The 25,213-nt window shown below is 71.5% G+C and carries 19 protein-coding genes; 8 read left to right on the top strand and 11 right to left on the bottom strand.

Annotation, left to right across the window (positions count from 1 at the left end; all coding sequences use genetic code 11):
• Positions 1 to 497 precede the first annotated feature (497 nt).
• The 3 genes from AB0H52_RS21465 to AB0H52_RS21475 all read left to right on the top strand — a co-directional run bounded on the left by AB0H52_RS21465 (position 498) and on the right by AB0H52_RS21475 (position 4,708).
• On the top strand, positions 498 to 1,745 hold the full coding sequence (locus AB0H52_RS21465; protein WP_357949508.1) for an MFS transporter: 1,248 nt from the start codon (positions 498 to 500) through the stop codon (positions 1,743 to 1,745).
• An 88-nt stretch (positions 1,746 to 1,833) separates the two neighbouring features.
• Positions 1,834 to 3,366, top strand: a complete 1,533-nt coding sequence (locus tag AB0H52_RS21470; RefSeq protein WP_151490030.1) for a GMC family oxidoreductase — start codon at positions 1,834 to 1,836, stop codon at positions 3,364 to 3,366.
• A gap of 58 nt (positions 3,367 to 3,424) precedes the next feature.
• Complete coding sequence (locus tag AB0H52_RS21475; protein ID WP_192580274.1) at positions 3,425 to 4,708, top strand: aminotransferase class III-fold pyridoxal phosphate-dependent enzyme; 1,284 nt, start codon at positions 3,425 to 3,427, stop codon at positions 4,706 to 4,708.
• Between the two features lie 497 nt (positions 4,709 to 5,205).
• On the opposite strand, the gene AB0H52_RS21480 is transcribed toward AB0H52_RS21475, so the two are convergent.
• From AB0H52_RS21480 to xylA, 3 genes are all read right to left on the bottom strand, one after another.
• Positions 5,206 to 6,639, bottom strand: coding sequence for an MFS transporter (locus AB0H52_RS21480; protein ID WP_151490028.1), 1,434 nt, complete (start codon positions 6,637 to 6,639; stop codon positions 5,206 to 5,208).
• A gap of 93 nt (positions 6,640 to 6,732) precedes the next feature.
• Positions 6,733 to 8,160 carry a xylulokinase gene (xylB, locus tag AB0H52_RS21485; RefSeq protein WP_357949512.1) on the bottom strand — a complete coding sequence of 476 codons (1,428 nt, stop codon included), beginning with the start codon at positions 8,158 to 8,160 and terminating at the stop codon, positions 6,733 to 6,735.
• Positions 8,161 to 8,169: 9 nt separating this feature from the next.
• Positions 8,170 to 9,357: a xylose isomerase gene (gene xylA / locus AB0H52_RS21490; protein ID WP_151490026.1), complete on the bottom strand. Its 1,188-nt coding sequence runs from the start codon at positions 9,355 to 9,357 to the stop codon at positions 8,170 to 8,172.
• A 78-nt stretch (positions 9,358 to 9,435) separates the two neighbouring features.
• Here xylA and AB0H52_RS21495 point away from each other — a divergent pair, with 78 nt between their 5' ends.
• Together AB0H52_RS21495 and AB0H52_RS21500 are read left to right on the top strand one after the other, a co-directional pair.
• A complete protein-coding gene (locus AB0H52_RS21495) occupies positions 9,436 to 10,674 on the top strand; it encodes an ROK family transcriptional regulator (RefSeq protein ID WP_357949514.1) in 1,239 nt (412 codons plus the stop codon).
• A gap of 125 nt (positions 10,675 to 10,799) precedes the next feature.
• Positions 10,800 to 12,461: a PP2C family protein-serine/threonine phosphatase gene (locus AB0H52_RS21500; protein WP_357949516.1), complete on the top strand. Its 1,662-nt coding sequence runs from the start codon at positions 10,800 to 10,802 to the stop codon at positions 12,459 to 12,461.
• Between the two features lie 50 nt (positions 12,462 to 12,511).
• Here AB0H52_RS21500 and AB0H52_RS21505 read toward each other — a convergent pair whose 3' ends face one another.
• Entirely contained in the window at positions 12,512 to 13,156 is a 645-nt protein-coding gene (locus AB0H52_RS21505; protein ID WP_151490024.1) for a MarR family winged helix-turn-helix transcriptional regulator, read from the bottom strand.
• Positions 13,157 to 13,253: 97 nt separating this feature from the next.
• On the opposite strand from AB0H52_RS21505, the gene AB0H52_RS21510 reads away from it, so the two are divergent.
• Positions 13,254 to 14,384, top strand: a complete 1,131-nt coding sequence (locus tag AB0H52_RS21510; RefSeq protein WP_151490023.1) for a PP2C family protein-serine/threonine phosphatase — start codon at positions 13,254 to 13,256, stop codon at positions 14,382 to 14,384.
• Between the two features lie 9 nt (positions 14,385 to 14,393).
• On the opposite strand, the gene AB0H52_RS21515 is transcribed toward AB0H52_RS21510, so the two are convergent.
• The 7 genes from AB0H52_RS21515 to AB0H52_RS21545 form a co-directional block, all read right to left on the bottom strand.
• Positions 14,394 to 15,860: a sugar transferase gene (locus tag AB0H52_RS21515; RefSeq protein WP_225854502.1), complete on the bottom strand. Its 1,467-nt coding sequence runs from the start codon at positions 15,858 to 15,860 to the stop codon at positions 14,394 to 14,396.
• Positions 15,861 to 16,092: 232 nt separating this feature from the next.
• Positions 16,093 to 17,850 carry a substrate-binding domain-containing protein gene (locus tag AB0H52_RS21520; protein WP_151490021.1) on the bottom strand — a complete coding sequence of 586 codons (1,758 nt, stop codon included), beginning with the start codon at positions 17,848 to 17,850 and terminating at the stop codon, positions 16,093 to 16,095.
• 138 nt (positions 17,851 to 17,988) lie between these two features.
• Positions 17,989 to 19,026, bottom strand: a complete 1,038-nt coding sequence (locus AB0H52_RS21525) for a lactonase family protein (protein WP_151490020.1) — start codon at positions 19,024 to 19,026, stop codon at positions 17,989 to 17,991.
• A 139-nt stretch (positions 19,027 to 19,165) separates the two neighbouring features.
• Positions 19,166 to 19,768: an ATP/GTP-binding protein gene (locus AB0H52_RS21530; protein ID WP_151490019.1), complete on the bottom strand. Its 603-nt coding sequence runs from the start codon at positions 19,766 to 19,768 to the stop codon at positions 19,166 to 19,168.
• Positions 19,749 to 20,141 carry a DUF742 domain-containing protein gene (locus AB0H52_RS21535; protein ID WP_151490032.1) on the bottom strand — a complete coding sequence of 131 codons (393 nt, stop codon included), beginning with the start codon at positions 20,139 to 20,141 and terminating at the stop codon, positions 19,749 to 19,751. Before AB0H52_RS21535 ends, AB0H52_RS21530 begins: the two co-directional genes overlap by 20 nt.
• Positions 20,128 to 20,550: a roadblock/LC7 domain-containing protein gene (locus AB0H52_RS21540; protein WP_151490018.1), complete on the bottom strand. Its 423-nt coding sequence runs from the start codon at positions 20,548 to 20,550 to the stop codon at positions 20,128 to 20,130. Before AB0H52_RS21540 ends, AB0H52_RS21535 begins: the two co-directional genes overlap by 14 nt.
• Positions 20,550 to 23,048 carry a nitrate- and nitrite sensing domain-containing protein gene (locus AB0H52_RS21545; protein ID WP_357949519.1) on the bottom strand — a complete coding sequence of 833 codons (2,499 nt, stop codon included), beginning with the start codon at positions 23,046 to 23,048 and terminating at the stop codon, positions 20,550 to 20,552. Before AB0H52_RS21545 ends, AB0H52_RS21540 begins: the two co-directional genes overlap by 1 nt.
• A 445-nt stretch (positions 23,049 to 23,493) precedes the next feature.
• On the opposite strand from AB0H52_RS21545, the gene AB0H52_RS21550 reads away from it, so the two are divergent.
• Both AB0H52_RS21550 and AB0H52_RS21555 read left to right on the top strand, forming a co-directional pair.
• Positions 23,494 to 24,090 (top strand): hypothetical protein, encoded by a 597-nt coding sequence (locus AB0H52_RS21550; protein WP_151490016.1) that lies wholly within the window; start codon positions 23,494 to 23,496, stop codon positions 24,088 to 24,090.
• An 11-nt stretch (positions 24,091 to 24,101) separates the two neighbouring features.
• On the top strand, positions 24,102 to 25,175 hold the full coding sequence (locus AB0H52_RS21555; protein WP_357949522.1) for a hypothetical protein: 1,074 nt from the start codon (positions 24,102 to 24,104) through the stop codon (positions 25,173 to 25,175).
• Positions 25,176 to 25,213: the final 38 nt, after the last annotated feature.

A 25,213-nucleotide genomic window follows, 5' to 3' on the forward strand; every position in this document is an offset into this window, starting at 1 on the left:
TCCTCACGATCGGTCAAGGTCAACATGTTGCGCACAGCGGGAATCCTGTCCCACCGACCCACCAAGATCAAATGCTACGACCGCCTGAACTCGCCTCCCGCTGGGCGGCTGCAAAGGCGCGTTCGCGGGGGTGGCGCAAAAAGAGGCTCACCACGATTACGGGGAAGTCACCAGTCGTTAATAATGGCGAGATCGGGTCCAGCAACCTTTTCGGGGATAGAGATCTGTCGATACCAAGACGCCTCCGGACTCGACACTCACGGCAGTCCGGAGCGACTGTTAGATGGATCACACATCCAACCATTACCGTCCATGCCTTTCGGAGAGATCGAACGCTAACCTCTATATACGGCCGTCGCGAGCGTGCCACCCCTTCAGCAATGACGCCGGGGAATCGGTTTCCGGACACCAGACGTGATCAACGCCGGAAATTGGTCTCGCGCTGCCCGCCCTAGAGGGAGCCGGCGATCTCCCCTTCCACCTAGAGGGAAAGCGCAATGATGCTGCCGAATCATCTCAACAGCATGCCCGCTATGACGTCCACCTGCCGACCGGCATTGTGGTCGGTGCGCCTGATGTTCTTTCTTACTGGGGCGCTGTTCGCCACCTGGGCGGCTCGCATTCCAGCGATACAGTCGCAGTTGGACGTCGATCATACCGGCCTAGCTATCGCATTCGCTGGACTGAACCTGGGCGCTATTGTCGGACTACAGGCGGGTGGTTTTATAACCCCCCGGTTCGGCAGTCGCGCAGTCCTCCGCCTCGTGATGCCGCTGTTCGCCCTGAGTCTCTCAGTGGTACTACTGGCCAACAACCTGACCGGCCTGTCCATCGCCCTCGGGGTGTTTGCGTTCGCCAACAGCTTGGTCGACGTCTCCATGAACGCTCACGGCGTCGCGGTCGAACGGATTGCTGGCCGCCCCCTCCTCAGCAGCATGCACGCGTACCATAGCCTCGGCATGATCAGTGGCGCCGGTCTAGGTGCGCTGGCAGCCCAGGCGGGACTCTCCATCCGGCTACATTTTTCCGTCGTCAGCCTGCTCATCGCCGTAATTGCCCTCTTCGGGTCCCGCGCACTGCTCCCCTCGGCAGTCGATACCGCGTCAGCCCCGGTGCCGGATGGATTCACGGCGCCACGCCGAGCGCGGCACTGGCCGAAACGGCTGGTGATACTCGGCGGAGTGGCGTTCTGCGTCGCTCTAGCCGAGGGCGCGGCAAATGATTGGGCTGCGGTTTACCTGCACGAGCGCGGTGCCAGTAGCTCCCTGGCAGCGGTCGGTTTCGGCGCCTTCGTAACCGCGATGTTTCTCGGTCGGCTGGCGGGTGACCACCTGGTCTCTCGGTTCGGGCCGGTACGTCCATTCCTGCTCGGCACAATGACCGCCGGCATTGGCATGGGAGCAGCGCTGATTATCGGTGGAATGTGGATCGGGATTGTCGGCTTCGCGTTATTCGGTTTCGGTATTTCCTACACGCTGCCGGTCGCGCTGTCCGCCAGTCGTGACGTTTCAGAAGTTCATCCGACCCGAGCGATAGCCAACATATCCACTCTTGGTTACATGGGGTTCTTCTCCGGACCGATGCTCATCGGGATAGTGGCTACCCCCACGAGCCTCGCCATCGGTCTCGCGGTGCCCGTCGCGTTCGTTTTTCTCGCGGGACTAGGCGCGCGGGCGGTAAACATACGGGAACAAGGCCCAGTCGCCATCACGCCCTCCGGAGACAGGAGTCAAACTTACAGATAAACCTCATCGCAACAAGTTCATCCTCAGCGCCAGTCGATTACCTGCAATGAAATAGCTACATGAGTCGACTACCAACCCGGGGGAGAAGTTGAGCGACGAATCAAGTCGTACTTACGACTATTGTGTACTTGGTGGCGGGGCCAGCGGGCTGGTGGCTGCTGTGGAGCTCGCGACGAACGGCAAATCGGTACTGGTGCTGGAGGCGGGAGACCGAATCGCACCGGGTGCCAACCTGCGTACTGCCGAGCAGGCCTGGGAACGGGCACTGTCGCCGGGAGATCCGCGTAAGTCGTCCAATCCATGGACGGCGAGCGCGCTTGGCGGCGGCACCGTTTTCTTCGCTGGCATCACATTCCGTTACCGCGAAATCGATTTCGCTCCTAGTCGCTTTTTGGCAGGCGACGCGCTCGACGGAACCTGGCCTGTCAGATACGCCGATCTTCGTCCCTACTACGACGAGATGGAACGACGACTCGGCGTGGCTCGGACGCTGAGCGGGGATCTGTGGCAACCGCCATCCGCCGGCGCACCACTGCCGCCTCACGACCACGACGAGCGGGGGCAGATACTCGCTGAGGCCGCGCGAGGGCTCGGCCTGCACCCGTTCCCTACGCCGTTGGCGATCAACTCGCGTGCTTTCCAGGGCCACCCGGCCTGCACGGGGTGCAGCGGCTGCACCGAACATGTCTGCCCGTCAGGGGCGAAGGGGGATGCGGTCCGTCGCGTCCTCGATGTCCTGCCCTCGGCGAGGGATATGACGGTGCGCACGGGCGCACGCGTGCTTCGGCTGATTCCGGGCAGGAGGGAGCAGGTTCGGGCGGTGGAGTGGCTCGACGCTGACGGGAAGACCCGGCACCTCACCCAAGCCCGGCAGTTCATTCTCGCTGCCAACGCCGTGCAGACCGCGCGTCTGTTGCTCAACTCGACCGCGAAGTGGGCGCCAGACGGCATCGGCAACAGCTCCGGCCTGGTCGGCGCGGGCTTGTCGGTGAAGCTCAGTGGCTATGTCAGCGGGGTACGGGCGGTTTCCAAGGGCGCACCTCCTGGAGGGCCTCACTCGACCGTGGCGTTCAGCGACTACTACCTGCATCCCGACATCCCCGGCCAACTTGGAGGGATCATGTACCAGGCCAACCCGGTAGTCGATGACGACGGCCGCACCGTGCGGGTGCACGTGCTGGCTGGTGACCAGCCCGTCGAACGCAACCGGGTACGCCTGGCCCACCAGAGGGACACATGGGGGATACCGAAGGCGGTGCTCGACTACCGGATTCACCCCCGCGACGGTGATCGCCTCCGATTCCTCGCGCAGCAGGCCACTAACCTGTTGCACGCGGCTAAGGTGTCCCGGATCCGGTTCGAACCGACCGAGTTCCACCGCGGCAGCCGCCACCTGCACGGCACCTGCCGCTCCGGCCCCGATCCGAAGGAATCGGTGACCACGCCGGACGGCCGACTACACGACGTCGAAAACGTCCACGTCGTGGACGCGAGCCTGTTCCCCTTCGCTGGTGGCGTCAACCCGGTACTCACCATCCAGGCGAACGCGTTGCGCATCGCCCGGAATCTCTCCGCCCGGCCGGCCGCCGCACGCCCGGCCGATCCCAACTGCGTCGACTGACCCGCAGACCAGAATCCGCGCACCTGACCTGATTGTCGAAAGGATGCAGATGTCCTCCATGTCAGCCCTGATCGAGCGGGCGAAACTGGTTACCGCCAGCCCCCGGTGGGATCTGGAGAAACGATTTCCGGTAGTAGCGGACCGCGCCGAAGGGTGCCACGTTTGGGACGCCAACGGCGACCGCTACATCGACTACACCTCTTGCAGCGGTGCGGCGCCGCTCGGCATCGGACACCCATCCGTGGTGCAGGCCGCGATCGACGCGCTGCAACGGGGCGGCATCGTCCCGAACACCCTTTCGTTGCCTCGGATCGAGACGGCCGAGTCCTTGCTCAGCTTCTTCCCTGGCACCGAACGGGTCCGGTTCTTCCGGACGGGATCGTGCGCGACCACGGCGGCGGTCCGCATCTCCCGCGTACACACTGGGCGCCGGCTGGTCCTGACCAGCGGTTTCCACGGCTGGCACGACTGGCACCTCCAATCCGCGTTCGGCGGACTGCCTGGCCGGGACCCCGAGACTGTGGACTTCGGGTACGACTTGGAGCAACTCAGCACCCTGCTCTCCGAGCGGTGGCAGGAGGTTGCCTGCGTCATCGTCACCCCGGAGGTCTGTTTCTTCTCTCACGATTACCACATTGAGCTCGCGCAGTTGGTCCGCAGTCACGGCTGCCTGCTCGTCCTCGACGAGGTGATGACCGGCTTCCGGTACGACCAGGGCGGTTACGCCACCGCCGCCGGCATTCAACCGGACCTGTTCACTCTGAGCAAGGGACTGGCCAATGGCATTGCCCTGTCGGCGGTTGCCGGGCGGGGCGAGATCTTCGACGGCGCGGAATCAGCCTACCTGGGCTACACATACCAGCGTGAGGTCATGCCGTTCGCCGCAGCCAAGGCCAGCCTGGAGGTGTTCCGCTCCGGTGAGCCGTTTACGGCTATGAAGAAGGTCGGCACCGTACTCATCGAAGGGCTGAACCGACTCTTCGAGCGCTCCGCCGTACCAGCCATCGCGTTCGGTTGGCCGTCAATGTTCCGGGTGCTGTTCGTGAACGACGACATCGGGCAGGAGTTCTACGCCGGCCTGCTGCGTCGCGGCGTGCTGATTGAGTACGGCGGCGTACACATGATCTCGGCCGCGACATCCGACCAAGACCTCGCATACACCCTGGAGGCCGCCGAGGAGAGCCTGAATGAGGTGCTCCGGACGGCGCGACCTGAAGTCGGCCGATCAGGCCCGACCTCGGTCACCGACGAGCACGTGTTCGCGCTCGCCGAACGGGCCTTCGGCGCAACAAGGAACACCCTCCAGAAGTGGTGCACAGCCAGAAGTGGTGTACAGCGCTGAACCAGAGAGCAGGGTTGGCTCGCCGCGCTGAAACTGCGCCAGGGCGCATCCGACCGACTGGCAGGTCAACGGCGACGGATTCCAGGGCCTAGTGCCTGCTGGACGGGACCGAAACCGGCCGGAGGCAGTGCTGCCCAGCCGAGAACGCATCGATGACGGCGCAGGCGCAGCCGGTCTCGTCTGCCAGCTCCCCACCCTGCGGCGTCCACGGGCGGCTCGCCCGTGGACGCCGTCAGCGCGTTCGTCCCGACCGGTCGCCGAGGACCAGCGCGTCACACGTCGATCGACACGGTCGGGCAGCAACTGCACCGCGTAAAACAACTCTGCTACCCGCGCGGCATCACGCACCGCCCGCCGCACCACACCCCACCACCACCGAATGCTTGGAGCCGGATCATTATCCCTTCTCACCAGGCTGGAGTTGTTTTTCGTCCGGAAAGCTACCGGTACGCGAACACGAGACCCCTGCATCCGATGTAGTGCGCGGGCGGGCGGGGTCAGAGGCGGTCGGCTCGGGTGTGTAACAGGTCGTGCACGTTGTCGATGTCCGTCGGTGAGGTTCGCGAGGCGAGCCAGTACATGACACCGGTCGGGATGAAAAAGAGCTGGAACGCGGCCAGCCCGACGGCGAAGTTCAGCGGTGGCGGGAATGCCGCTCGAAGCGCCTGGAAGGCCACCCCGACCAGCCCGTTGCCGGCCGCGCGACCGACCCCGTTGACCAGGTTGCCCAGGCTGTACACAGTGCCCCGGTGCTCCGGTGGGTTGACGTCGGCGATCAACGCGAACCAGTTCGGCGAGTTGGCCGACGTCAACGCGAGCGCCACGACGGCGGTGAGCAGGCTCAGCCCGACCGACGGCTCGGTGAACACACTGGCCAGTACCGCACCCACCACCGCGCCGCCGCCCGCGCCGTCCGGCACGTCGATGGTCACCGGTACGAAGAACAACACCAGGTAGAACGGCAGCGCGGCGAGGATGCCGATGGAGGCGACGAGTGCCCGCCCTCGCGGGGTACGCCGTTGCACAGCGTCACCGATCAGCCCGCCCAGGATGGACAGCACCCCACCGAGCTGGAACAGTGTGGCGAAGACGCTGCCCACCACGACCGCTGTCGACGTGGAGTAACCCTGGGCCTCGGCCCGTTCGGCGAAGAGCACCGGCAGCCAGACCAGCGAACCGAACGCGGCCTGCGCGGTCAGACCCTGCAGGATCAGCCACCGGTTGGTCCGCCGGGCCAGGATGCGCGGCAGGTCGGCGCGGCTGATCCGGTAGTCGTACTCGGTGCCGGCGTCCAACCTGCCGGCCAGTTCCGGCTCGCTCTGGCCACGCCGGACGTCGTACGTGAACAGGTAGGCCAGCGTGGCGACCAGGCCGACGCCGGTCAGCAGCAGGAACGGCCGCCGCCAGTCGGCCGCCCCGAGCAGCCCGCCGACGAGCGTGCCCGCGAGGGTGCCGACCCCCTGGGAGAGCCCCCAGAAGCTCATCACCAGCCCACGCCGGGTCGGCGAGATCAGGTCGGTGACCACGGAGAATCCCACCGAGCCGACCGCGCCGAGGCCGACCGCCGCGACCAGTTGCGCGGCCAGGAACGTCAGGTAGCCGCCGGCGAGCGCGCTTCCGCCGGTGCCCGCCGCCCAGAGCAGTGTGCCCACCATGAGCAGCGGTTTGCGGTTGGTGTGGTCCCCGACGTACGCCCAACCGACCGCCGCGACCGCGCTGACCAGGAAGCTGACCGCTGTGACCACGCCGAGCAGCCGCCCGGACACGTCGAACGCGTCGGAGATCGGGCCGTACAGCGGGGGGAGCAGCCCGATCGCCACGTTGTCCAGTGAGGCGAGCAGTACGAACACCACGACGCTGTACAACCGGTGCGCAGGCCCACCGCCCTGACCGTGCGGGCGCAGGCCGGGCCCGCCACTGGTCACCGTCATGACCGGCAGCCAACCAGACCGCGTGAAGGAGATCGTCACGCGGGTGGGTGCCGGTCACCGTCGACCGGCACCCACCCGCGTCGATCCCGACGGTCAGCGCCGGTCGAGCACCAACCCGCGCGCCGCGGCGTACTGGTCGCGCACGGCGGGGACGGCCGCCGCCGCGTACTCCTCGGTGCCCTCGACCGCCCAGACGGGCGGTGCGTCGCCGCCCAGGGCGACCCAGGCGGCCTGCCGGGCGGCACCGTCGGCGACGTACTCCCCGGCTGGCGGGACGACGACCGGGCAGCCGAAGACCTGCGGGGCGATCTGCCGCACCGCGGCCGACCGGGCCCCGCCGCCGACCAGGATGACCCGGCAGGCGGTGGCGCCCTGCGCGGTCAACGCGTCCAGCCCGTCGGCGAGCGCGCAGAGCATGCCCTCCACGGCGGCCCGCGCCAGGTGCGCGGGGGTCGACGTGCGCAGGGTCAGGCCGTGCACGGCACCGGTCGCGAGCGGTCGGTTCGGCGTCCGCTCACCCTCCAGGTAGGGCACCATGACCAGCCCGTCCGCCCCGGCCGGCGCGGAGAGCGCCAGTTCGGCCAGCTCGTCCAGACTGACCCCGAGCATCGCGGCGGCGGCGTCCAGCACCCGGGCCGCGTTGAGCGTGGCGACCAGCGGCAGGAAGCGACCGGACGCGTCGGCGAAGCCCGCCACCGCACCGCTCTCGTCGGCGGCCGGCACGTCGGCGACGCTGAACACGGTGCCGGAGGTGCCGATCGACACGACCACGTCACCCGGGCCGGCGCCGACGCCGAGCGCGGCGGCGGCGTTGTCCCCGGTGCCAGCCCCGAGCAGCGCTCCGCCCGGCCCACCCAGTACGTCGGACAGCTTGCCCGCCGACTCCGCCGGACCGAGCACCTCGGGCACCACCAACCGCCGACCGAAGCCCCGCTCCAGCAGGTCCAGCCGGTATTGCCCGGTGGCCGGCGACCAGTAGCTGGTGCCGCTGGCATCACCCCGGTCGGTACGCAGCGCGTCCAGCCCCGGTGCGCCGGCCAACCGCCAGGTCAGCCAGTCGTGCGGCAGGCAGACGGCCGCCACCTGAGCTGCCCGCTCCGGCTCGTGCGTGGCCAGCCAGCGCAGCTTGGTGAGTGTGAAGCTGGCCACCGGAACGCTGCCGGTGGCCTCGGCCCAGAACCGACCTCCCACCGCGCCGCCGCCGGCCTCCTCGATCAGGTCGGCGGCGGCGTCAGCGGATCGGGGGTCGTTCCACAGCAGAGCCGGACGGACCACCCGGCCGTCCTCGTCGAGGCAGACCATGCCGTGCTGCTGGCCGGCGACCGAGACCGCAGCCACGTCGGCCAACCCGCCGGCCTGGTCGGCGGCGCTGCGCAGCGCCTGCCACCAGGCTTCCGGGTCGACCTCGGTGCCGTCCGGGTGCGGTGCCCGGCCCTGCCGGAGCAGGGCGCCGGTCTCCGCGTCCCGGATGACCACCTTGCAGGACTGTGTGGACGAGTCGACGCCCGCGACCAGCGGCATGGCGCGGCCTCAGCGAGCGCCGAGCAGGTGCTCGACGGCGAGCTGGTTGAGCCGGACGAAGGCGAAGCCCCGGGCGGCCACCGCGTCCACGTCGACATCCTCGAACGCCGACCGGTCGGCGAGCAGCTCGTCGTAACCCTCGCCGTCGTTGAGCGTCGGCGTGCTCAGCTCGCCGACCTTGCTCGCGGCCAGCGCCTCGACGACCTCCGGGTCGGCGCGGAAGGCCGCCGCCCGCTCCTTGAGCAGCAGGTACGTGCTCATGTTGGCAGCCGCCGACGCCCACACCCCGTCCATGTCCTCGGTCCGGGAGGGCTTGTAGTCGAAGTGCCGGGGGCCGTCGTAGGTCGGCCCGCCGTTCGGGCTGCCGTTCTCCAGGAGGTCCACCAGGGCGAACGCGTTCATCAGGTCACCGTGGCCGAAGACCAGGTCCTGGTCGTACTTGATGCCGCGCTGGCCGTTGAGGTCCAGGTGGAACAGCTTGCCCTGCCAGAGCGCCTGCGCGATGCCGTGGGCGTAGTTGAGCCCGGCCATCTGCTCGTGCCCGACCTCGGGGTTGAGGCCGACCATCTCCGGGTGGGCCAGCTGGGAGATGAAACCGAGCGCGTGCCCGATGGTGGGCAGCAGGATGTCGCCGCGCGGCTCGTTGGGCTTGGGCTCCAGGGCGAACCGCAGGTTGTAGCCCTTGTCGATGACGTACTGGGTGAGCAGGTCGACGGCCTCGCGGTAGCGGTCCAGGGCGGCGCGGACGTCCTTGGCGACGTCGTACTCGGAGCCCTCGCGGCCACCCCACATGACGAACGTGCTGGCGCCCAGCTCGGCGGCCAGGTCGACGTTGCGCAGCACCTTACGCAGGGCGTAGCGGCGGACGTCGCGGTCGTTGCTGGTGAAGCCGCCGTCCTTGAAGATCGGGTGGGTGAAGAGGTTGGTGGTGACCATCGGCACCACGAGGCCGGTCTCGTCGAGGGCCTTGCGGAACCGGGCGATGTGCTGGTCGCGGGTGGCGGCGTCGGCCCCGAACGGGATCAGGTCGTCGTCGTGGAAGGTGATGCCGTACGCGCCCAGCTCGGCGAGCCGGTGCACCGCCTCGACCGCGTCGAGCTCGGGGCGGGTCGCGTCGCCGAACGGGTCGCGGGCCTGCCAGCCCACGGTCCAGAGCCCGAAGGAGAACTTGTCGGCGGGGGTGGGACGGGGTGCCATGAGCAACCTCCGGGGTGGTGGTGTCCGCTATTTGTTCAGCGATTGAATTATTTGCCCACCGTATGGCACTGTCAAGGGGTGATCCGCACCCACGCCCCGGCCGGCGCGGTCCGACAGGGCAGCCTGCGCGAACTCAACCTCGCCCTGGTGCTCGGCCGGATCGCCGCCGCCGATCGCCCCCCGTCCCGAGCCGACCTGGCCACGGCGACCGGCCTGACCCGGGCCACCGTCTCCGCGGTGGTCGAGGACCTGCTCGCCGGCCGCCTCGTCGACGAGGCCGACCCCGCCCCCCGGGCCGGCGCCGGCCGCCCGGCCCGCGGACTGGTGCTGGCCGACCAGGGACCGGCCGGGCTCGGCCTGGAGGTCAACGTCGACTACCTGGCGGTCTGCGTGGTGGACCTCGCCGGCCAGGTCCGGCACCGCACGGTGCACCGGGCCGACCTGCGCCCGGTCGCTCCCGCCGACGCCCTGGCCCGACTGGTCGAGCTGGCCGGCCAGGCCCGCACCGACGCCGCCCGGCAGGGCCTCACCCTGGCCGGAGCCGCGCTCGCCGTGCCCGGCCTGGTGGACGACGCGGGGCTGGTCCGGCTCGCACCCAACCTCGGCTGGCGCGACGTCGCGGTGCCCGCGCTGCTCGCCGCGCACCCGGCGCTGACCGAGCAGGTGCCCGGCGTACCGGCGTTGGTGGTGGACAACGAGGCGAACCTCGCCGCTCTCGGCGAGCTGCACTCCCGACCGCCCGGCCCGGCCAGCTTCCTGCACATCTCCGGCGAGGTCGGCATCGGCGCCGGGATCGTGCTGGACGGCGCCCTGTTCCGCGGCGTCCGCGGCTGGAGCGGCGAGATCGGGCACCTGCCGGTCCACCCGCAGGGCCGCCCGTGCCGCTGCGGCGGACGGGGCTGCCTGGAGCAGTACGCCGGCCAGGAGGCGATCGTGGCCGCCGCCGGGCTGGCCCGGGCGGAGCTGCCCGCCGACACCGCCACGGCCCGGCTGGCCGAGCTGGCCGGGGCGGGCGACGCGGACGCGCTGCGGGCTCTGCAGGATGCCGGGACGGCACTCGGTGTCGCGGTGGCCGGCGTGGTCAATTTGCTGGACCTGGACACCGTGGTGCTCGGCGGCGGGTACGCCCCGCTGGCGCCCTGGCTGTGCCCGCCGGTGCTCACCGAGATCGCCGCCCGGGTGCTCACCGCCGCCTGGTCGCCGGTCACGGTGCGGCCCTCGACACTCGGCGCGGAGGCCGCAGCGGTCGGGGCCGCCGGTTCGGTGGTCCGCCACATCATCGCCCGGCCCGCCGGATGGCTGGCCCGCACGGGCTGACCGTCCCCGGCACGCTGGGCGTCTGTCACAGGGCCTCGGTACGCTTGCCGTCAGGCAACGATCCGCAGGCGAGGAGTCCACGGCACCATGCGCACAGGTCGTCAGACGCGGGCCGGCGTCCGGCGGTGACCACGACCCGACAGGGCGGCATCGCCGGTCCGGTCAGCGGCGGTGGGCGGGTACCCCGTCGGCGGGCCGACCAACCGCTCCCGGCCGATTCCCGGTTGGCCCGCGAGCTGCTCGACGGGCTCGCCGAGGCCGTGCTGACCACCGACGAGGCCGGCCGGGTCACCCTGGTCAACGCGATGGCGACGGAGCTGCTCCCGGAGATCACCGCCGGCACCGAGCTGGGCCGGTGCCCGGTGCCGGCACTGGCCCGGGCTGTCACCGACGACGCCGAGCGCTTCGACGGCGATCATCGCGGCCGCCGGCTGCGCGGCGCGCGGCGGCAGCTCGCCGGCCACCGGTACGCCTGGTACATCCGGGACGTCACCGAGGAGCAGGCCCGCAGTGAGGCCCTGCTGGCCGAGCGGTCCCGCACCGCGTTCCTCGCCCGGGCCGGCAGCCGACTCGGATCGTCCCTGCACCGCGACCAGACGCTGCGGGCCACCGCGACGCTCGCCGTCCCCTACCTGGCCGACGCCGCCGTTGCCCTGCACCGGCCGTCCGCGCCAAACGAGCCGCACCTGCGCTGGGTCCGGTACGCCGACGGCGAGCCGTCCCCGAGCACCGGGCTCGCCGGGCCGGAGCTGACCGACACCGTCCCCGGGCTGACCGAGGCGCTGGCCGGCGACCTCACCGAGCCGAGCCCCTGGCTGGACGCCGACCTCGCCGACCTGGCCGCCGTGCTGCCACCCGGGTTCGGCCGCCCCGGCACCGTGCTGGTCAGCCCGATGCGCGCCGCCGGCGGCCCGGCCGGCGCCCTGCTGCTGATCCGCCAGGCCGGGCGGGCCGGCTTCGACCGGCGCGACATCGACCTGGCCCGCGAGTTCGCCGCCCGGGCCGGCGCCGCGCTGGCCACCGCCGATTTGTACGGCGAACAGGCCCACCTGGCCCGGGTGCTGCAGACCAGCCTGCTCCCCCCGGAGCTGCCCACGGTGCCCGGCGTCAGCCTGGCCGGCGGCTACCGGGCCGCCGGCGACACCCTGCGCATCGGCGGCGACTTCTACGAGGTGTTCCCACACCGCGACGGCGCCCTGTTCGCGCTCGGTGACGTGTGCGGCAAGGGCGTCGGCGCGGCCGTGCTGACCGGCCGGGTCCGCCAGTCGATGCAGACGCTGCGGCTGGTCGAACAGCGCCCGCTGGAGCTGATCCGGCTGCTCAACCGCGCGTTGTTCGACGCACCCGACGCGGCCCGGCGCAGCCAGTTCACCACCCTGCTGCTCGGCTCCCTGCAACGCGGGCCGACCGGCGTGGACGTGCGGATCGCCGGTGGGGGCCACCCGGCGCCGCTGCTGGTCACACCCGGCGGCACGGTCACCCCGGTCCCGATCGGCGGTATGCCGGTCGGCGCGCTGGCCACCGCCCGATTCGCCGAGACCCGGGTGCACCTCGACCCGGGCGACCTGCTGCTCGCGTACACCGACGGGGTGACCGAGGCGCGTGGCGGCCGGCGTGACGTGGAGATGTTCGGCGAGGACCGATTGCGGGCCGCGCTCGCCTCGGCGGCCGGGCTGCCGCCGGTCGCGCTGGTCGAGCGGCTGCTCCAGATGATCGACGAGTGGCAGGACGGGCAGGCCCACGACGACATCGCCATGCTGGCCGTGTGCGCGTCGGCGCCCCGGTGACGACGAGCCTCACGGTCGTCGTCGTCGTCGTCGCCGCCCGACCGGTCGGATCAGGCGGTCCGCGCCACCGGCGGCTCGCCGGTGGGCCACTCCCGGTGGGTGTCGACCGGCCGGTCCGGGGTGCCGGGCGCACTCGTCCACATCCCGCGGGGCTGCCGGTCCGGATCGCGCGGCAACTCCCCCGCCCGGCCCGGGGGCCGGTCCGGGTCGTCCAGCCAGTCCGCCCGGCCGGTCGGTCGGTCCGGGTCCTCCGGTCCACCCGGTACCGGCGCGTTCTGCGCCTGCTGCCGACGAGCGGTCTCGTCGAATTCCCGCATCCCGCGCAGCAGTGCGTCACGGCCGGCCGGGCTCATCCCGGTCAACACGGCGGTCAGCCGCGCCTGACGGTCCGCCCGCAGCTCGGCGAGGAGCCGGCGAGCCTCCGGGGTGAGGTGCAGGGCGATCTCCCGCCGGTCGAAGCGACCGGGCTCCCGCTCCAACATCCCGGCGGCGACCAACCGGTCGCAGAGTCGGCTCGCTGAGCTGAGCAGCATGTCGAGCCGGGTGGCGAGCCGACGCAGGTTGATAGCGTCGTACTGCTCCACCACCATGACAGCCCGTAACTGGACTCCGGACAACCGGTTGGTGGTCTCCTCCCGGGCGGATTCCCACACGCTCAGCAGGGCAGCCGCCGCCGCGTCCAGTGCGGCAGCCATACTCGTCTCAGGGTCCGGTGGACCGTTCACTTCGGCCATGGTGGCCCGAGACTACTCCGAACCCACAGGTGGTTGGGCTTTGAGCGAGGGAGTGGTGATGAGCGAACCGGTCAATCGGGCACGACGTGCCCTGAACGAGACACCCGCGGACCGGATCGTCGGCGGTGTCGCGGATGTCCTCGCCACCGCGTACGGGATCACCGACGCCGAGCTGTACCAGGTCGACTACCGGCTTTCGCAGCTGCTACCCCTCACGGAGGGTGACCCCATCACCGGCCCCGGGCACCCCGCGTGGCGCTCCTTCGACCACCAGTCGCCGCTGCTCGCCGACGACACCGGCTGGTTCCCGGTCAGCATGCGCGGTGAGCGACGGGGGGTGCTGCGACTGTCACCGGTGCCGAACGACCCGGCCGTCCTCAGCGAGCTGGACGAGATCGCGACCGCGCTGGCCCACGAACTGGCCGCCGTCTCCGCCGGCACCGACGTCTACCGCGCGGCGCGGCGCAGCCAGCGACTCACTCTGGCCGCGGAGATGCAGTGGGACCTGCTGCCCGGCCGCAGCCGGATCCGACCGTCGTTCAGCCTGGCCGGCCAGCTCGAACCGGCGTACGCGGTGCGCGGCGACAGCTTCGACTGGTCCGACGACGGGGAACGGCTCTGGCTGTCGACCGTCAACGGCACCGGTGAGGGTGTCGCGGCGTCGCTGCTCACCTCGCTGGCCACCCAGGCGCTGCGCAACGCCCGCCGGGCCGGACTCGACCTGGCCGACCAGGCCGCCCTCGCCGACCAGGCGATCTACGACCTGTACCGGGGTCAGCAGCACATCTCGGCGCTGCTGATGGAACTGGACCTGCGCTCCGGCGTGATGACCGTGGTCGACGCGGGCTCTCCCCGGCTGGTGCTGCTGCGCGACGGTGAGGTCACCCCGCAGCCCCTGGAGGCGCAGTTCCCGCTCGGCATGTTCGAGGCGACGGACTACCACGAGCAGAAGTTCGCGCTGGAGCGCGGCGATCGGGTCTTCGTGGTCAGCGATGGGGTCCTGGAGGCCACCGGGCAGGACGCACGCTACGGCGAGACGGCGCTGGACCGGTTCCTGCGAAGGACCGGTCCGATGGAGCCGTTGGACGCCGTCCGGTCGTTGATCGGCGACCTGCGGGCGTTCGTGGCCGGCGACCTGGTCGACGACGCGGTGGTGGTCTGCCTGGACTGGACCGGCCCGCAGACCTGACCGACGACGTCAGTACGCGCCCCGGCTGTTCAGCACCGCGCCGAAGGTCTTCCAGAGGATGGTGAGGTCGGCGGCGAGCGACCAGTTCTCCACGTAGTAGAGATCGAGTCGGATGCCGTCCTCCCAGCTCAGGTCGGACCGCCCACTGACCTGCCACAGACCGGTCATGCCGGGCTTGACCAGCAGCCGCCGGGCCACGTCGCCGTCGTAGCGGGCCACCTCCGAGGGCAGCGGCGGACGCGGCCCGACCAGGCTCATCTGACCCAGCAGCACGTTGACCAGTTGCGGCAGCTCGTCCAGTGACCACTTGCGCAGCAGCCGTCCGACCCGGGTCACCCGGGGGTCGTCGCGCATCTTGAACATCAGGCCGTCGGTCTCGTTACGGGCGGTCAGCTCGGCGAGCAGCGCGTCGGCGTTCACCACCATGGTGCGGAACTTGAACACCCCGAACTCCTTCCCGCCCCGGCCGACCCGGACCTGGCGGAACAGCACCGGCCCCCGGCTGTCGAGTTTGATGGCCAACGCGATGACCGCGATCAGCGGACAGAGCAGCGCGAGCGCCAGCGACGACACCGACCGGTCGACGAAGCCCTTCACCAGCTTGCGTGCGCCACGGAACTCGGGTGCCTCGACGTGGATCAGCGGCAGTCCGGCGACCGGCCGGGTGTGGATGCGGGGGCCGGCCACGTCGGTCAGCGCGGGCGCCACCACCAGGTCGACGCCGGTCCCCTCCAACTGCCAGCCGAGCCGGCGCAGCCGGGCCGCGGTCAGCTCACCGGAGGCGGTGACCGCGACGGTGTCCGCGCCGATCGCGGTGGCCGCCTCCGGGATGCCCCGGAACGATCCCACCACCGGTACGTCGCCGAGTCGCTGCGCCACCGGCGCCAGCAGCGCGTCCGGGATGCACGCTCCGACGACCTGGTAGCCGGCGTACGGCTCCCGGCGCAGCGTGTGCACCAACTCCAGCACGTGCGCGGTGTCGCCGACCACCAGCACCTTGCGGGACCAGCCAGCCCCACGGGAACGGGCCCGGTGCAGGCGCTTGCGGGCGGCGAAGCGGGCCACCTCCAGCCCGGCGGTGCCCACCGCGAAGGAGATGCCGAGGAAGCCTCGCGAGACACCGACGTCGGCGATGTACCCGGCGATGGCGATCGCGCCGGCCAGTCGCAGGCTGGCGGAACTGACCCGGCGGTACTCGTCCGCGCCGTAGCCGACCACCCGGTCGTCGTAGCAGCCCAACGCCTTGAGCGAGAGCAGCCAGGCCAGCACCAGACCTGGCGCCACCAGCACGTACGGGATCTTCGAGCCGCTCGGTTCCTCGTCACCGAACCGGGCGATGTGCCCGACGAGCAACGCGATGATCAGGATGGTGGTGTCCAGCACCACGAGGACCCGGACGTACGCCCGTTCGTCGGCGCGCTCCACCAGCCCGGCGGGGCGGGGCTTCGGCGTCGCGGTGCTCGCGGGGGTCAACAGCGTCGACGCACTCACCGGCCCTCCCACTCTGCTCAGGACGGCCCCGGCCGACGCGTCGGACCGGAGGCGGACCGACGATGCCGGAACACGTCGACATCCTGCCCCGACAACTATGGCGGCCGATTGCTTCGGACGTATTGCCGTCACTTTTCTTCAGCGGCGATGGACGACCGAAAGGTCCCGCCGTACCCCTGATCAGGTACGACGGGCCCGTGCGTTGCTGTGCGTCGGCTCAGCGCGGCGCCGGGGGGCGCCGGGCGATGGCGCTGAGGAAGATGCTGCCGATCTCGTTCGGGTCCTTCGTGACGAAGACGTCGCCACCGGTCACCTTCGTGATCGACTCCAGCTCGGCCTTGCTGACGCCCTCACCGATACCGATCATGATGACCTGGACCGGCCGCTCCGGATCGGCGACCCGCTTCAGCTCAGCGAGCAACTGGCCCTGGGAGATGCCGTTGCTGTCCTCGTTCTCGCCGTCGGTGAACAGCACGATCGAGTTGACCCGGCCGGGCTGCCAGTCCTCCTGTACCGCCTTGTAGGCGGCCAGGGTGGTGTCGTACAGGCCGGTGCCGCCGTCGGAGGGCTTGATGGTGGCGAGTGCCGCCTCCAGCTGAGCCCGCTGCCCGGAGAGCGGGCCGATGCCGACCAGCTCCTTGTAGTCCCGGCTGCCGACCAGCTTCGTGGAGAAGGTCCACAGGCCGATCGACCAGGAGTCGTCGAAGAGGCCGAGGCCGCGGCGCGCCGCGTCCACGGTGACCTCCTCGCGGCTCCGGTTGTTGGCGGAGGGCACCGGGTCCTTCATCGAGCCGGACACGTCGATGACGGCCAGCATCCGACCGGACTGGGTGGCGATCGACCAACTGGAGACGACCCGCTGGATGGCGGCCGGGTCCAGGCCACCCGCCGCGGTGCCGCCGTTCGCCGGTGCGGTCGGCGCGCCGCCGGAGGGGCTCGGAGCACCCTGCGGCGCATTGAAGCCGTCACCCCAGTTGCCGTCCGGCGCGCGCAGCGACTGCGCCGCCAGGCGGTCGCGGAAGCTGGGACTGGTAAGCAGCTCGAACAGCACCCGGGCCGCCGACGCCTTGGTCGGCTCGATGCCGGGCAGCACCGCGTACGGGTAGTCCAGCGGCATCGGGGCCGGCTCCATGTAGAGCGCGGCGAGCGGTACCGGCGGCTTCTTGCTGTTGTAGGCGATCACGTCCTCTTCGGAGAGCGCCGCCGCACCGAGGCCGCTGGCGATCGACGTGGCGTCGTTCGCGGTCGGGAAGCGGGCCAGCAGGTCGTTGCGCAGCGAGGACCGCCCGGTGGCCAGCGCCCGCAGCGCGCCGACGGTCGTGCCCTGCGTGTCGCCGCCGGAGGCGCTGGCGGCCGCGGTCAGCGAGAGCAGGCCGGACAGGCCGGCCGCGTCCCGGGTCGGCTCGACGATCCCGGTGCGCAGCGGGGCGCTGGTGTTGCTGACCTGCTTGAGCAGGTCGGTCCAGTTGAACTTCTTGTTGGGCCAGCCCAGGCGGGCGGCGATCGGCTCGGGCATCGCCACGACGATCGGGCTGCGCGCGATGGGCGCGCCGTTCGTCGGCGCGAACGCGCTCGCCTCCTTCTTCAACCGCAGCAGCCAGGTCGAGGAGTCGGGCACCCACACGTCCGGGCTCACGGCGGTGCCGCTGGCCTGCCCCACACCCGCGAGCACGGCACCGTGCTTCGCCGCCACCACGGCGGCAACGTCGACCGGGTCGGACGCGGACACGTCCACCCGGATGCAGGTGGGCCCCACCGCGGCGCCGTCCTTGACCCACTGGGACGCGGCGGCGTCCACCGCCGGCGCGAGCTCGGGTGCGACCGCCACGGCGAGCCGGATCTCGCCCGAGCAGCTCGGTTGGATCAACTCCCGATAGCCGAACCAGACACCGGTCGTGACGACGAGCACCGTCGCCGTCGCGGCGGCGGCTGCTAGATGGAGTTTCGAACGCATGCGATGGCGGCCTGCTGACACGGTGACCATCTTGCGTACAACGTGCCGTCCGTGCCATAACCGTTCGGACTAAAGTTACACTGAAGAGACAGTTGATCACTGATTAACGACTCAGCGTGACGACACAGTCCCGTGGTGTTGCGAAGCCGGCATAACGGTTCACGGCAGCACGCAGGTCGGGCTCGGCACGGGCACCGGTTCCCCGACCGGCTCCGGCACACCGGTGTCGACGTTGCGCCGGAAGACGCGCACCATGTCCGCCCGCTCGTCGGCCACGTAGAGATGCTCGCCGATCAATGCGAAGTGCCGGGGCCACTCGCCGCCGGTGTCCACCTCGGCGACCAGCTCGGGCAACTCCCCCGCGAGATCGAAGACGGCGATGGTGCCGACTCCCCGGTTGGCGACGTAGAGGAAACGGCCGTCCGGGCCGACCGCGACCTCCGACGGCTGGACGTGACCCGAGCGTTCGCTCGCCTCCACCCGACCACGCTGATGCAGCGCGCCGTCCTCGGTCAGCTCGTACGCGGTGACCGAGGCGTCCAGCTCGCCGACGAGGTAGCACCGGCGTCCGTCCGGGTGCCGGGCCAGGTGCCGTGGGCCGGTGCCGGGTGCCGTCCGCACCCGCGGCCCGCGGGGCACCAGCCGCCCGGTCGCGACGTCCAGGTCGTACCGGTAGACCGAGTCCGTGCCGAGGTCCACCGCGAGCAGCGGCCCTCGGCCGGCCCCCGGCGAGACCATGTGGGTGTGCGCCTGCTCCTGACGCTCCGGGTCCGGACCGTGCCCCTCGTGCACCACCAGGTCGGTGCGCTCACCGGGGACGCCCTGCTCGTCGAGCGGGAACACCGCGATGCTGCCACCGCCGTAGTTGGCCGCCACCAGGTGCGTGCCGTCCGGGAGCACCGCCAGGTGGCAGGGCTCGGCCCCGCCGGTCGGCCGGCTGCCGAGCGGGTCCAACGCGCCGTCATGACCGACCCGCCAGGCGCTGATCTCGCCGTCCTTCAGCTCGTTGGCCGCGTAGAGGACGGGCTGGGTGGGGTGCCGCGCCAGGAAGGAGGGGGACGGGGTGACCGCGACCGTGCCGAGCGGGGTCAGTGCCCCGGTGGCCGGGTCGCGGCGGGCCGCGACGATGCCGCTACCCCGTCCGCCGCTCTGCGCGGTGTAACCCCCGATGTGGACGACCTCGCCCTGAGCACTCACGTCCCACCCCTCCGCCGGTTTTCCTTCGTCGATCCAACCAGAGGCTGCCCACGAATCCCGCGCGTTAACCGGCTTTCCGGCACCCGGATCGACGCCGCCGCGTGGTCGCCGACGCCGATCCGGGTGGGACGCGCGCGGGTCAGGCGGCCGGCACCGGCTCTCCACGCTGGCGGGCCACGTGCTCCACCAGGGAGATCAACACCAGTTTGCCGGACTGCCGGTCGCGGGCGTCGCAGAGCACCATGGGCACGTCCGGATCCAGGTCGAGCGCCCGGCGCACGGTGTCCAGGTTGAACCGGCGGGCGTCGTCGAAGCAGTTCACGCCCACCACGAACGGGATGCCGCGCTGCTCGAAGTAGTCGATGGAGGGGAAGCAGTCGGCCAGCCGCCGGGTGTCGGCGAGCACCACCGCGCCGAGCGCGCCGAAGGCCAGCTCGTCCCAGAGGAACCAGAACCGGTCCTGGCCCGGGGTGCCGAAGAGGTAGACCTGAAGATCATCGTTGATGGTGATGCGGCCGAAGTCCATCGCCACCGTGGTGGTCGACTTCCCCTCGACACCGGAGATGTCGTCGGTGCCGATCCCCGCCCCGGTCAACACCTCCTCGGTCTGCAACGGGCGGACCTCGCTGAGCGCGCTCACCAGGGTCGTCTTGCCGGCCCCGAAGCCACCGGCGATGAGGATCTTCAGTGCCAGCGGGATGGTGACGCCGGAGCCCGCATGGTCAAAGTTCACGGAGTCCACTGACCACCGCCTTGAGAATGTCGTCGTCGGGAAGTTTGCCGGCGCCCGGCGGCTCGTGCACCGCGACCAGGCCCTGGGCGAGGAGGTCACCGAGCAGCACCCGGACGACCCCGACCGCGAGATCCAGCTCGGCCGCCAACTCGGCCACCGACACCGGTCGGCGGGCGAGCGCGACCAGCCGCCGATGCTCCGGGAGCAGCCGGGGATGGGCCGCCGGGTCGAGATCCGATCCGGCGAGCACGAACGCGACCAGGTCGAACCCGTCGGCGGCGGAGCGCACCCGACCGCCGGTGAGGATGTACGGACGCGCTACCGGCCCGGCGTCGTTGTCCAGCCACTCGTGCTGGGGGCCGGGTGGCTCAGCCCACGTCACCGGCACCCGCCGACGGTCGGGCCGGAACGGTGAGGTTCTCCCCCACCCGGATGACCAACATCGCCATCTCGTACGCGACCAGACCGATGTCCGCGTCGGCGTCGCTCACCACGGCCAGGCAGGTGCCCTGGCCGGCGGCGGTGACGAAGAGGTACGCCGACTCCATCTCCACCACGGTCTGCCGGACCGGACCGCCGTCGACGTGCCGGCTGGCGCCCCGGGCCAGGCTGGAGAACCCGGCGGCGAGTGCGCAGAGGTGCTCGGCGCCGGAGCGCTCCAGCTCGGCCGAGGAGCCGAGCAGCAGCCCGTCCGCCGAGAGCACCACTGCTTCCCGGGCGGCCGGGACGCGTTCCACCAACTCGTCGAGCAGCCAGTCGAGGCCGGCGCTCTGCTTCGTCGAATGCGGCACTAGGCGTCCCTCTCAGTCGCGGTCGGTGATTCGGGGGCCGGCACCGGCCGGGGATGCCTCGGTGCGACGGCCCCCGGCTCGGCAGCCGGATCGGTACCCGGGTCGGCGCTGACCGGGCTGGTCGGATTCGGTCGGGTGGCCGGGCTCGCCGGGTTGGCGCGACCCACCGGAGCGGCTGGGATGGGCTGCGTGTCCGCGTCGCCCGAGCTGGTCTCCGGGGCCGGTGTCGCCGCCGCCGGGGTGACGACGGTGGCGCGCCCCCGGGCGGTGCCGGCCTGGAGGGCGGCCATGACCCGGCGTACCTCCTCCGGAGAGCGGGGCGACGGGGTGTCGGTGACGGTCGAGCGGGATCGGGTGGCGGGGGTCTGCCGACGTACCCGGCGGGGCAGGCCGTCCAGCTCGTCGCCCGCCGCGTCCGGCGATGCCTCGCCGGTCGGCGCGACCGGCGCCGGTGCCGCGACGGGCGGAGGGCTGGCCGGCGGGGCGTCGACGGTGAGCGACCGGGTACGGCCGGTCCGGGGGCGGGGAACGCTGCCGCGACGGACGGTGCGGGCCAGCCGCCGGTCCGGGCCGGCCGGCGCGGCACCCAGCGTGGCCGGGTCGGGACCGGCCGGCGGCTCGGTGGTGACCAGCTCGGCGGGGACCAGCACCACGGCGGTCACCCCGCTGTCCCCGGACGATCGCAGGCGCACCCGGACGCCGTGCCGGGCCGCCAGCCGGGCCACCACGAACAGGCCGAGTCGGGCGCTCTGCGCCGGGTCGAACTCGGGCGAGCTGGTCAGCCGGTTGTTGGCGCTCTCCAGCGCCGTGGCGGACATCCCCAGACCCTGGTCGGTGATCTCCAGGGCGTACCCGTTGGCGACCTGCTCCCCCGAGACCGTGACCCTGGTGTCCGGCGCGGAGAAGGCGGTCGCGTTCTCGATCAGCTCGGCGAGCAGGTGGATGACGTCGCCGACGGCCCGGCCCAGCACGCCGGCCGGCTGCACGGCGGTGATGTCCACCCGGTCGTACGCCTCGACCTCGCTGATCGCGCCCCGGATCAGGTCGACCATCGCGACCGGGTTGCGCCAGCCCCGGCCGGGCGCGGAGCCGGCGAGGATCACCAGGTCCTCGGCGTGCCGGCGCAGTCGGGTGGCCAGGTGGTCCACCTGGAACAGTTCAGCCAGCTCGTCCGGGTCCTCGGCGCGCCGCTCCATCCGATCCAGCAGGTGCAGCTGCCGGTGCACCAGGCCCTGGCTGCGGCGGGCGATGTTGAGGAAGACCTCGTTGAGCCCTCGGCGCAGGGTGACCTCGTCCACCGCCGCCTGGACGGCCGTCCGCTGCACCTCGGTGAAGGCCCGCCCGACCTCGCCGATCTCGTCGTGGCCGTACTCCAGCGGGGGCGCCTCCCGGGCCACGTCGACCTGCTCGCCGCGACGCAGCCGGGCCACCACGTCCGGCAGGCGGTGTTCGGCCAGCTCCAGCGCGGCGGTGCGCACCCCGCTGAGCCGTCGGACCAGCGTGCGGCCCACCCGCAACGCCACCAGCACCGAGACCACCACGGCGAGGAGACCGAGCACCCCGGCGGCGGCCAGCCGGACCAGGATCCGGACCGCCATCGGCACCGAGCGGTCGGTGAGACCGTCCGCCTCGGCCAGCTCGAAGTCGCGCAACTGCTGCTGGACGGCGTCGTAGCTGGCCTGCCAGGCCGCCGCGTCCACCGGTGGTCGACCGGACCGGTTGGCCGCGACCAGCGCGTCCTGCATGGCGCGCAGGCTGGTGAACGCGGCGCTCTCGGTCAACCGCTGGTACGCCGTGCGCCCGGCCTCGGGCAGGTCGGCCACCGCGCTCTCGGTGAGCCACCGCTGGTTGCCGATGGCCTGCACGAGCTGGGCGTGTTCCCCGTCGGCGAACCGGCCGGCGGTCAGCACGCCGGCCAGCATGGCGTCGGTCTGGCCGAGCAGTTCCCGCGAGCGTCCCAGGGCGGTGAGCGCCAGCGCCTGCCGGTTGATGGCGGGATCGTTCAGGGTCGCCATCCCGGCGAACGCCTGGAAGGCCGCGGAGACCATGCCGCTGTACAGGCCCAGCGCGCCGGTGCGGTCCATCATGCGGTCGTCGATGAAGTCCCGGCCGGTGGGCAGCGCCGCCAGTGCGGTGAGCAGCCGGTCGACGCGGTCCTCCAACAGGTCGTCGGCGGCGTCGCGCAACGCCTCCCCGTCCACCCGACGGCGCAGCTCGGTGATCGCCCGGTCGGTGCGCTGACGCTGCTCGGCGAGGGCCGGCAGCTCGGTGGTGCCGGCGAGCTGCACCACCGACAGCCGGCGTTCGCGTTGCAGCTCGCTGACCACGGCCTCGCCGGGGCGCCCCAGGTCGTAGAGCAGGGTGCGGGCGGAGAGCAGGTTCAGAGCGGGGCCGAAGGTCAACGTCGTCGCGAAGATCCACAGTGCCAGCAACGCGGTCACCGGAGCGACGACCAACGCGGTCAGCTTCGAGCGGATCGGCCAGTCGCGGGTTCTCATCAGACCTCGCCCGTACAGGGGTGGCAGGAGGGGCGCCGGCACCGGCCGGGCAGCGCGCGGACCGGCTGGGCCCGGCGGCGACGCCGGACATCGGCGCGCGCGCCTTGGGCAGGATACGTAATCGCGGCCGGTTGCACTACCGCCCGTCGCGCCGACATCGACGCTCCGGAATGCGCCGCCTCCACGCCGGTTGGTCGGCGGGGCGCCCGTTTCGGTACGGGACGGCTCAGGTGTCGTCGGCGCTGCGCGCCGTTTCACCAAACGCACTTCTGGAACGAGTCAAGTTTTGCCTCGCGGGAGGGCGGCACCCCACGTCAGGGCCGCAATCGGAAGCGGACCGGAGGGACGTTTCCGGACGGCGGACGCGGGCCGACGAGGAAAGTGCCCCGGAACGGGATTGGCGATCAGTACGCCGAGGGAATACCAGGTGACGAAGGAGGAGCCCATGTCGCCCACGCAGGTAATCGTCATCGTGCTCGTCGTGCTGGTGATCGTCGCCGCGCTGGCCGTGGCCGTCCGGTCGCTCGGCCGGCGCCGCGCGCTGCGCAACCGTTTCGGGCCGGAGTACGACCGGGTGGTGGCCGAGCAGGACAGCCGGTCCGCCGCGGAGCGCGAGCTGCGCGACCGGGAACGCCGGCACGCCGAGCTCACGCTCACCCCGCTCAGCCCGGAGTCCCGGGCCCGCTACGCCGCCGCCTGGGAGGAGATCCAGGTCCGCTTCATCGACTCGCCGGGCGAGACCGTGGGCGACGCGGATGAACTGGTCACCCGGCTCATCGAGGAGCAGGGCTACCCGACCGGGGACTTCTCCGACCACATCGCCCACCTCTCCGTCGACCACGCCCGCACTCTGACCAACTACCGGGACGCGCACGAGATCCACCTGCGCAACACCCGGGGTGAGGCGAGCACCGAGGAACTGCGCCAGGCGGTGGTGCACTACCGGTCCCTCTTCACCGACCTGCTCGGTGAGGAACCGGTCGGTCACCGCGCACCCGAACAGCGCCACCCGGACACCCCGCACGACGCCACGAGCCGCTGAGGAGGCCGCCGATGCGCCAGGAAGAGCAGCAGGTGAGCAACGACCACCCGGAGGCCGTACGGTCAACGCCGGTTCCGGTACCGCCAACCGGTGACCGTGCCGATTCGCCCGAGGACGCCCTGGACGAGCGGGGTGCCTTCGACGACCCGGACGCCGGCCGCGAGCCCACCGACGGCACCGGACGGGACGCCGCGTACGACCCCGCCGACGAGGACCTGACCGACGACACCGACACCCGCCACCGGGGGGACGACCGGTCCACCGACGAGGGTGGGTTCCACGAGCCGGGGCCGCTGCCGACGGTCTTCGGCGCCACCACGGTGGGCGACGCGGTCGCCGCCTCCGCACTGGCCAGCCCGCGTCGACAGGACCAGCCGGACCCTCGGGCCGAGCGGACCGCGGAGCCGGGCGACGGTGCCGAGGACGGCGAGCGTGAGGGCCTGCGGGCCGACCCGACCGCCGAGCTGCACCGCCGTGACGCGGACGTGGACAGCACGGACGTCTACGACGCGGACCGGCACGACGCGGACCGGCCCGACACGGATGGCTACGACACGGACGGCGACGGCCGCGCCGACGCGGACACGTCCGCGCGGACGGTCGTACCGCCGGGGGCGACGGACGGCGCACCGGAGCGGCGCGACGACCTGACCGACGGCTCGGACATCGCCACCGCGGGCGCGGTCGGCTACGGCAGCGCGACACCGGAGATGGTCGACCCGGACGCGGACGCCGAACCGGTCACCACCGAGGCCAGCGGCACCTCGCTGGAGTCTGCCGGCACGTCCCGGCCCGCCGGGTCGACCGTCGCGGCCGAGCCGGCCACGCTCCTCGACGGGGACACCGCGCAGGGCTTCCGGGACCGGTGGCGCGACGTGCAGCTGCGGTTCGTCGACGACCCGCAGGCCGCGGCCGGCGAGGCGCAGTCACTGGTGGAGGAGGCCATCCAGGCCCTCTCCTCGGCGCTCGCCGCGCAGAAGAGCACGCTGGGTGGTTGGCAGGACGCCGGCTCGGCGGACACCGAGCAGCTACGGATGGCGGTCCGCAACTACCGCGACTTCCTGGACCGCGTACTCGGTCGCTGACGTCACCCGACCCGAAGGGCGCCCCAGCCGTCAGGCCG

This window comes from Micromonospora sp. NPDC050695 (genome assembly GCF_040654415.1).
Taxonomy (GTDB): domain Bacteria; phylum Actinomycetota; class Actinomycetes; order Mycobacteriales; family Micromonosporaceae; genus Micromonospora.

Bases quoted from the DNA above. Each gene is read 5' to 3' on its own strand.
- AB0H52_RS21550 (WP_151490016.1), top strand. From the start codon at position 23,494: ATGTCGCCCACGCAGGTAATCGTCATCGTGCTCGTCGTGCTGGTGATC.
- AB0H52_RS21465 (WP_357949508.1), top strand. From the start codon at position 498: ATGATGCTGCCGAATCATCTCAACAGCATGCCCGCTATGACGTCCACC.
- AB0H52_RS21505 (WP_151490024.1), bottom strand. From the start codon at position 13,156: ATGGCTGCCGCACTGGACGCGGCGGCGGCTGCCCTGCTGAGCGTGTGG.
- AB0H52_RS21480 (WP_151490028.1), bottom strand. From the start codon at position 6,639: ATGACGGTGACCAGTGGCGGGCCCGGCCTGCGCCCGCACGGTCAGGGC.
- AB0H52_RS21545 (WP_357949519.1), bottom strand. From the start codon at position 23,048: ATGAGAACCCGCGACTGGCCGATCCGCTCGAAGCTGACCGCGTTGGTC.
- xylA (WP_151490026.1), bottom strand. From the start codon at position 9,357: ATGGCACCCCGTCCCACCCCCGCCGACAAGTTCTCCTTCGGGCTCTGG.
- AB0H52_RS21510 (WP_151490023.1), top strand. From the start codon at position 13,254: ATGAGCGAACCGGTCAATCGGGCACGACGTGCCCTGAACGAGACACCC.
- xylB (WP_357949512.1), bottom strand. From the start codon at position 8,160: ATGCCGCTGGTCGCGGGCGTCGACTCGTCCACACAGTCCTGCAAGGTG.
- AB0H52_RS21555 (WP_357949522.1), top strand. From the start codon at position 24,102: ATGCGCCAGGAAGAGCAGCAGGTGAGCAACGACCACCCGGAGGCCGTA.
- AB0H52_RS21475 (WP_192580274.1), top strand. From the start codon at position 3,425: ATGTCAGCCCTGATCGAGCGGGCGAAACTGGTTACCGCCAGCCCCCGG.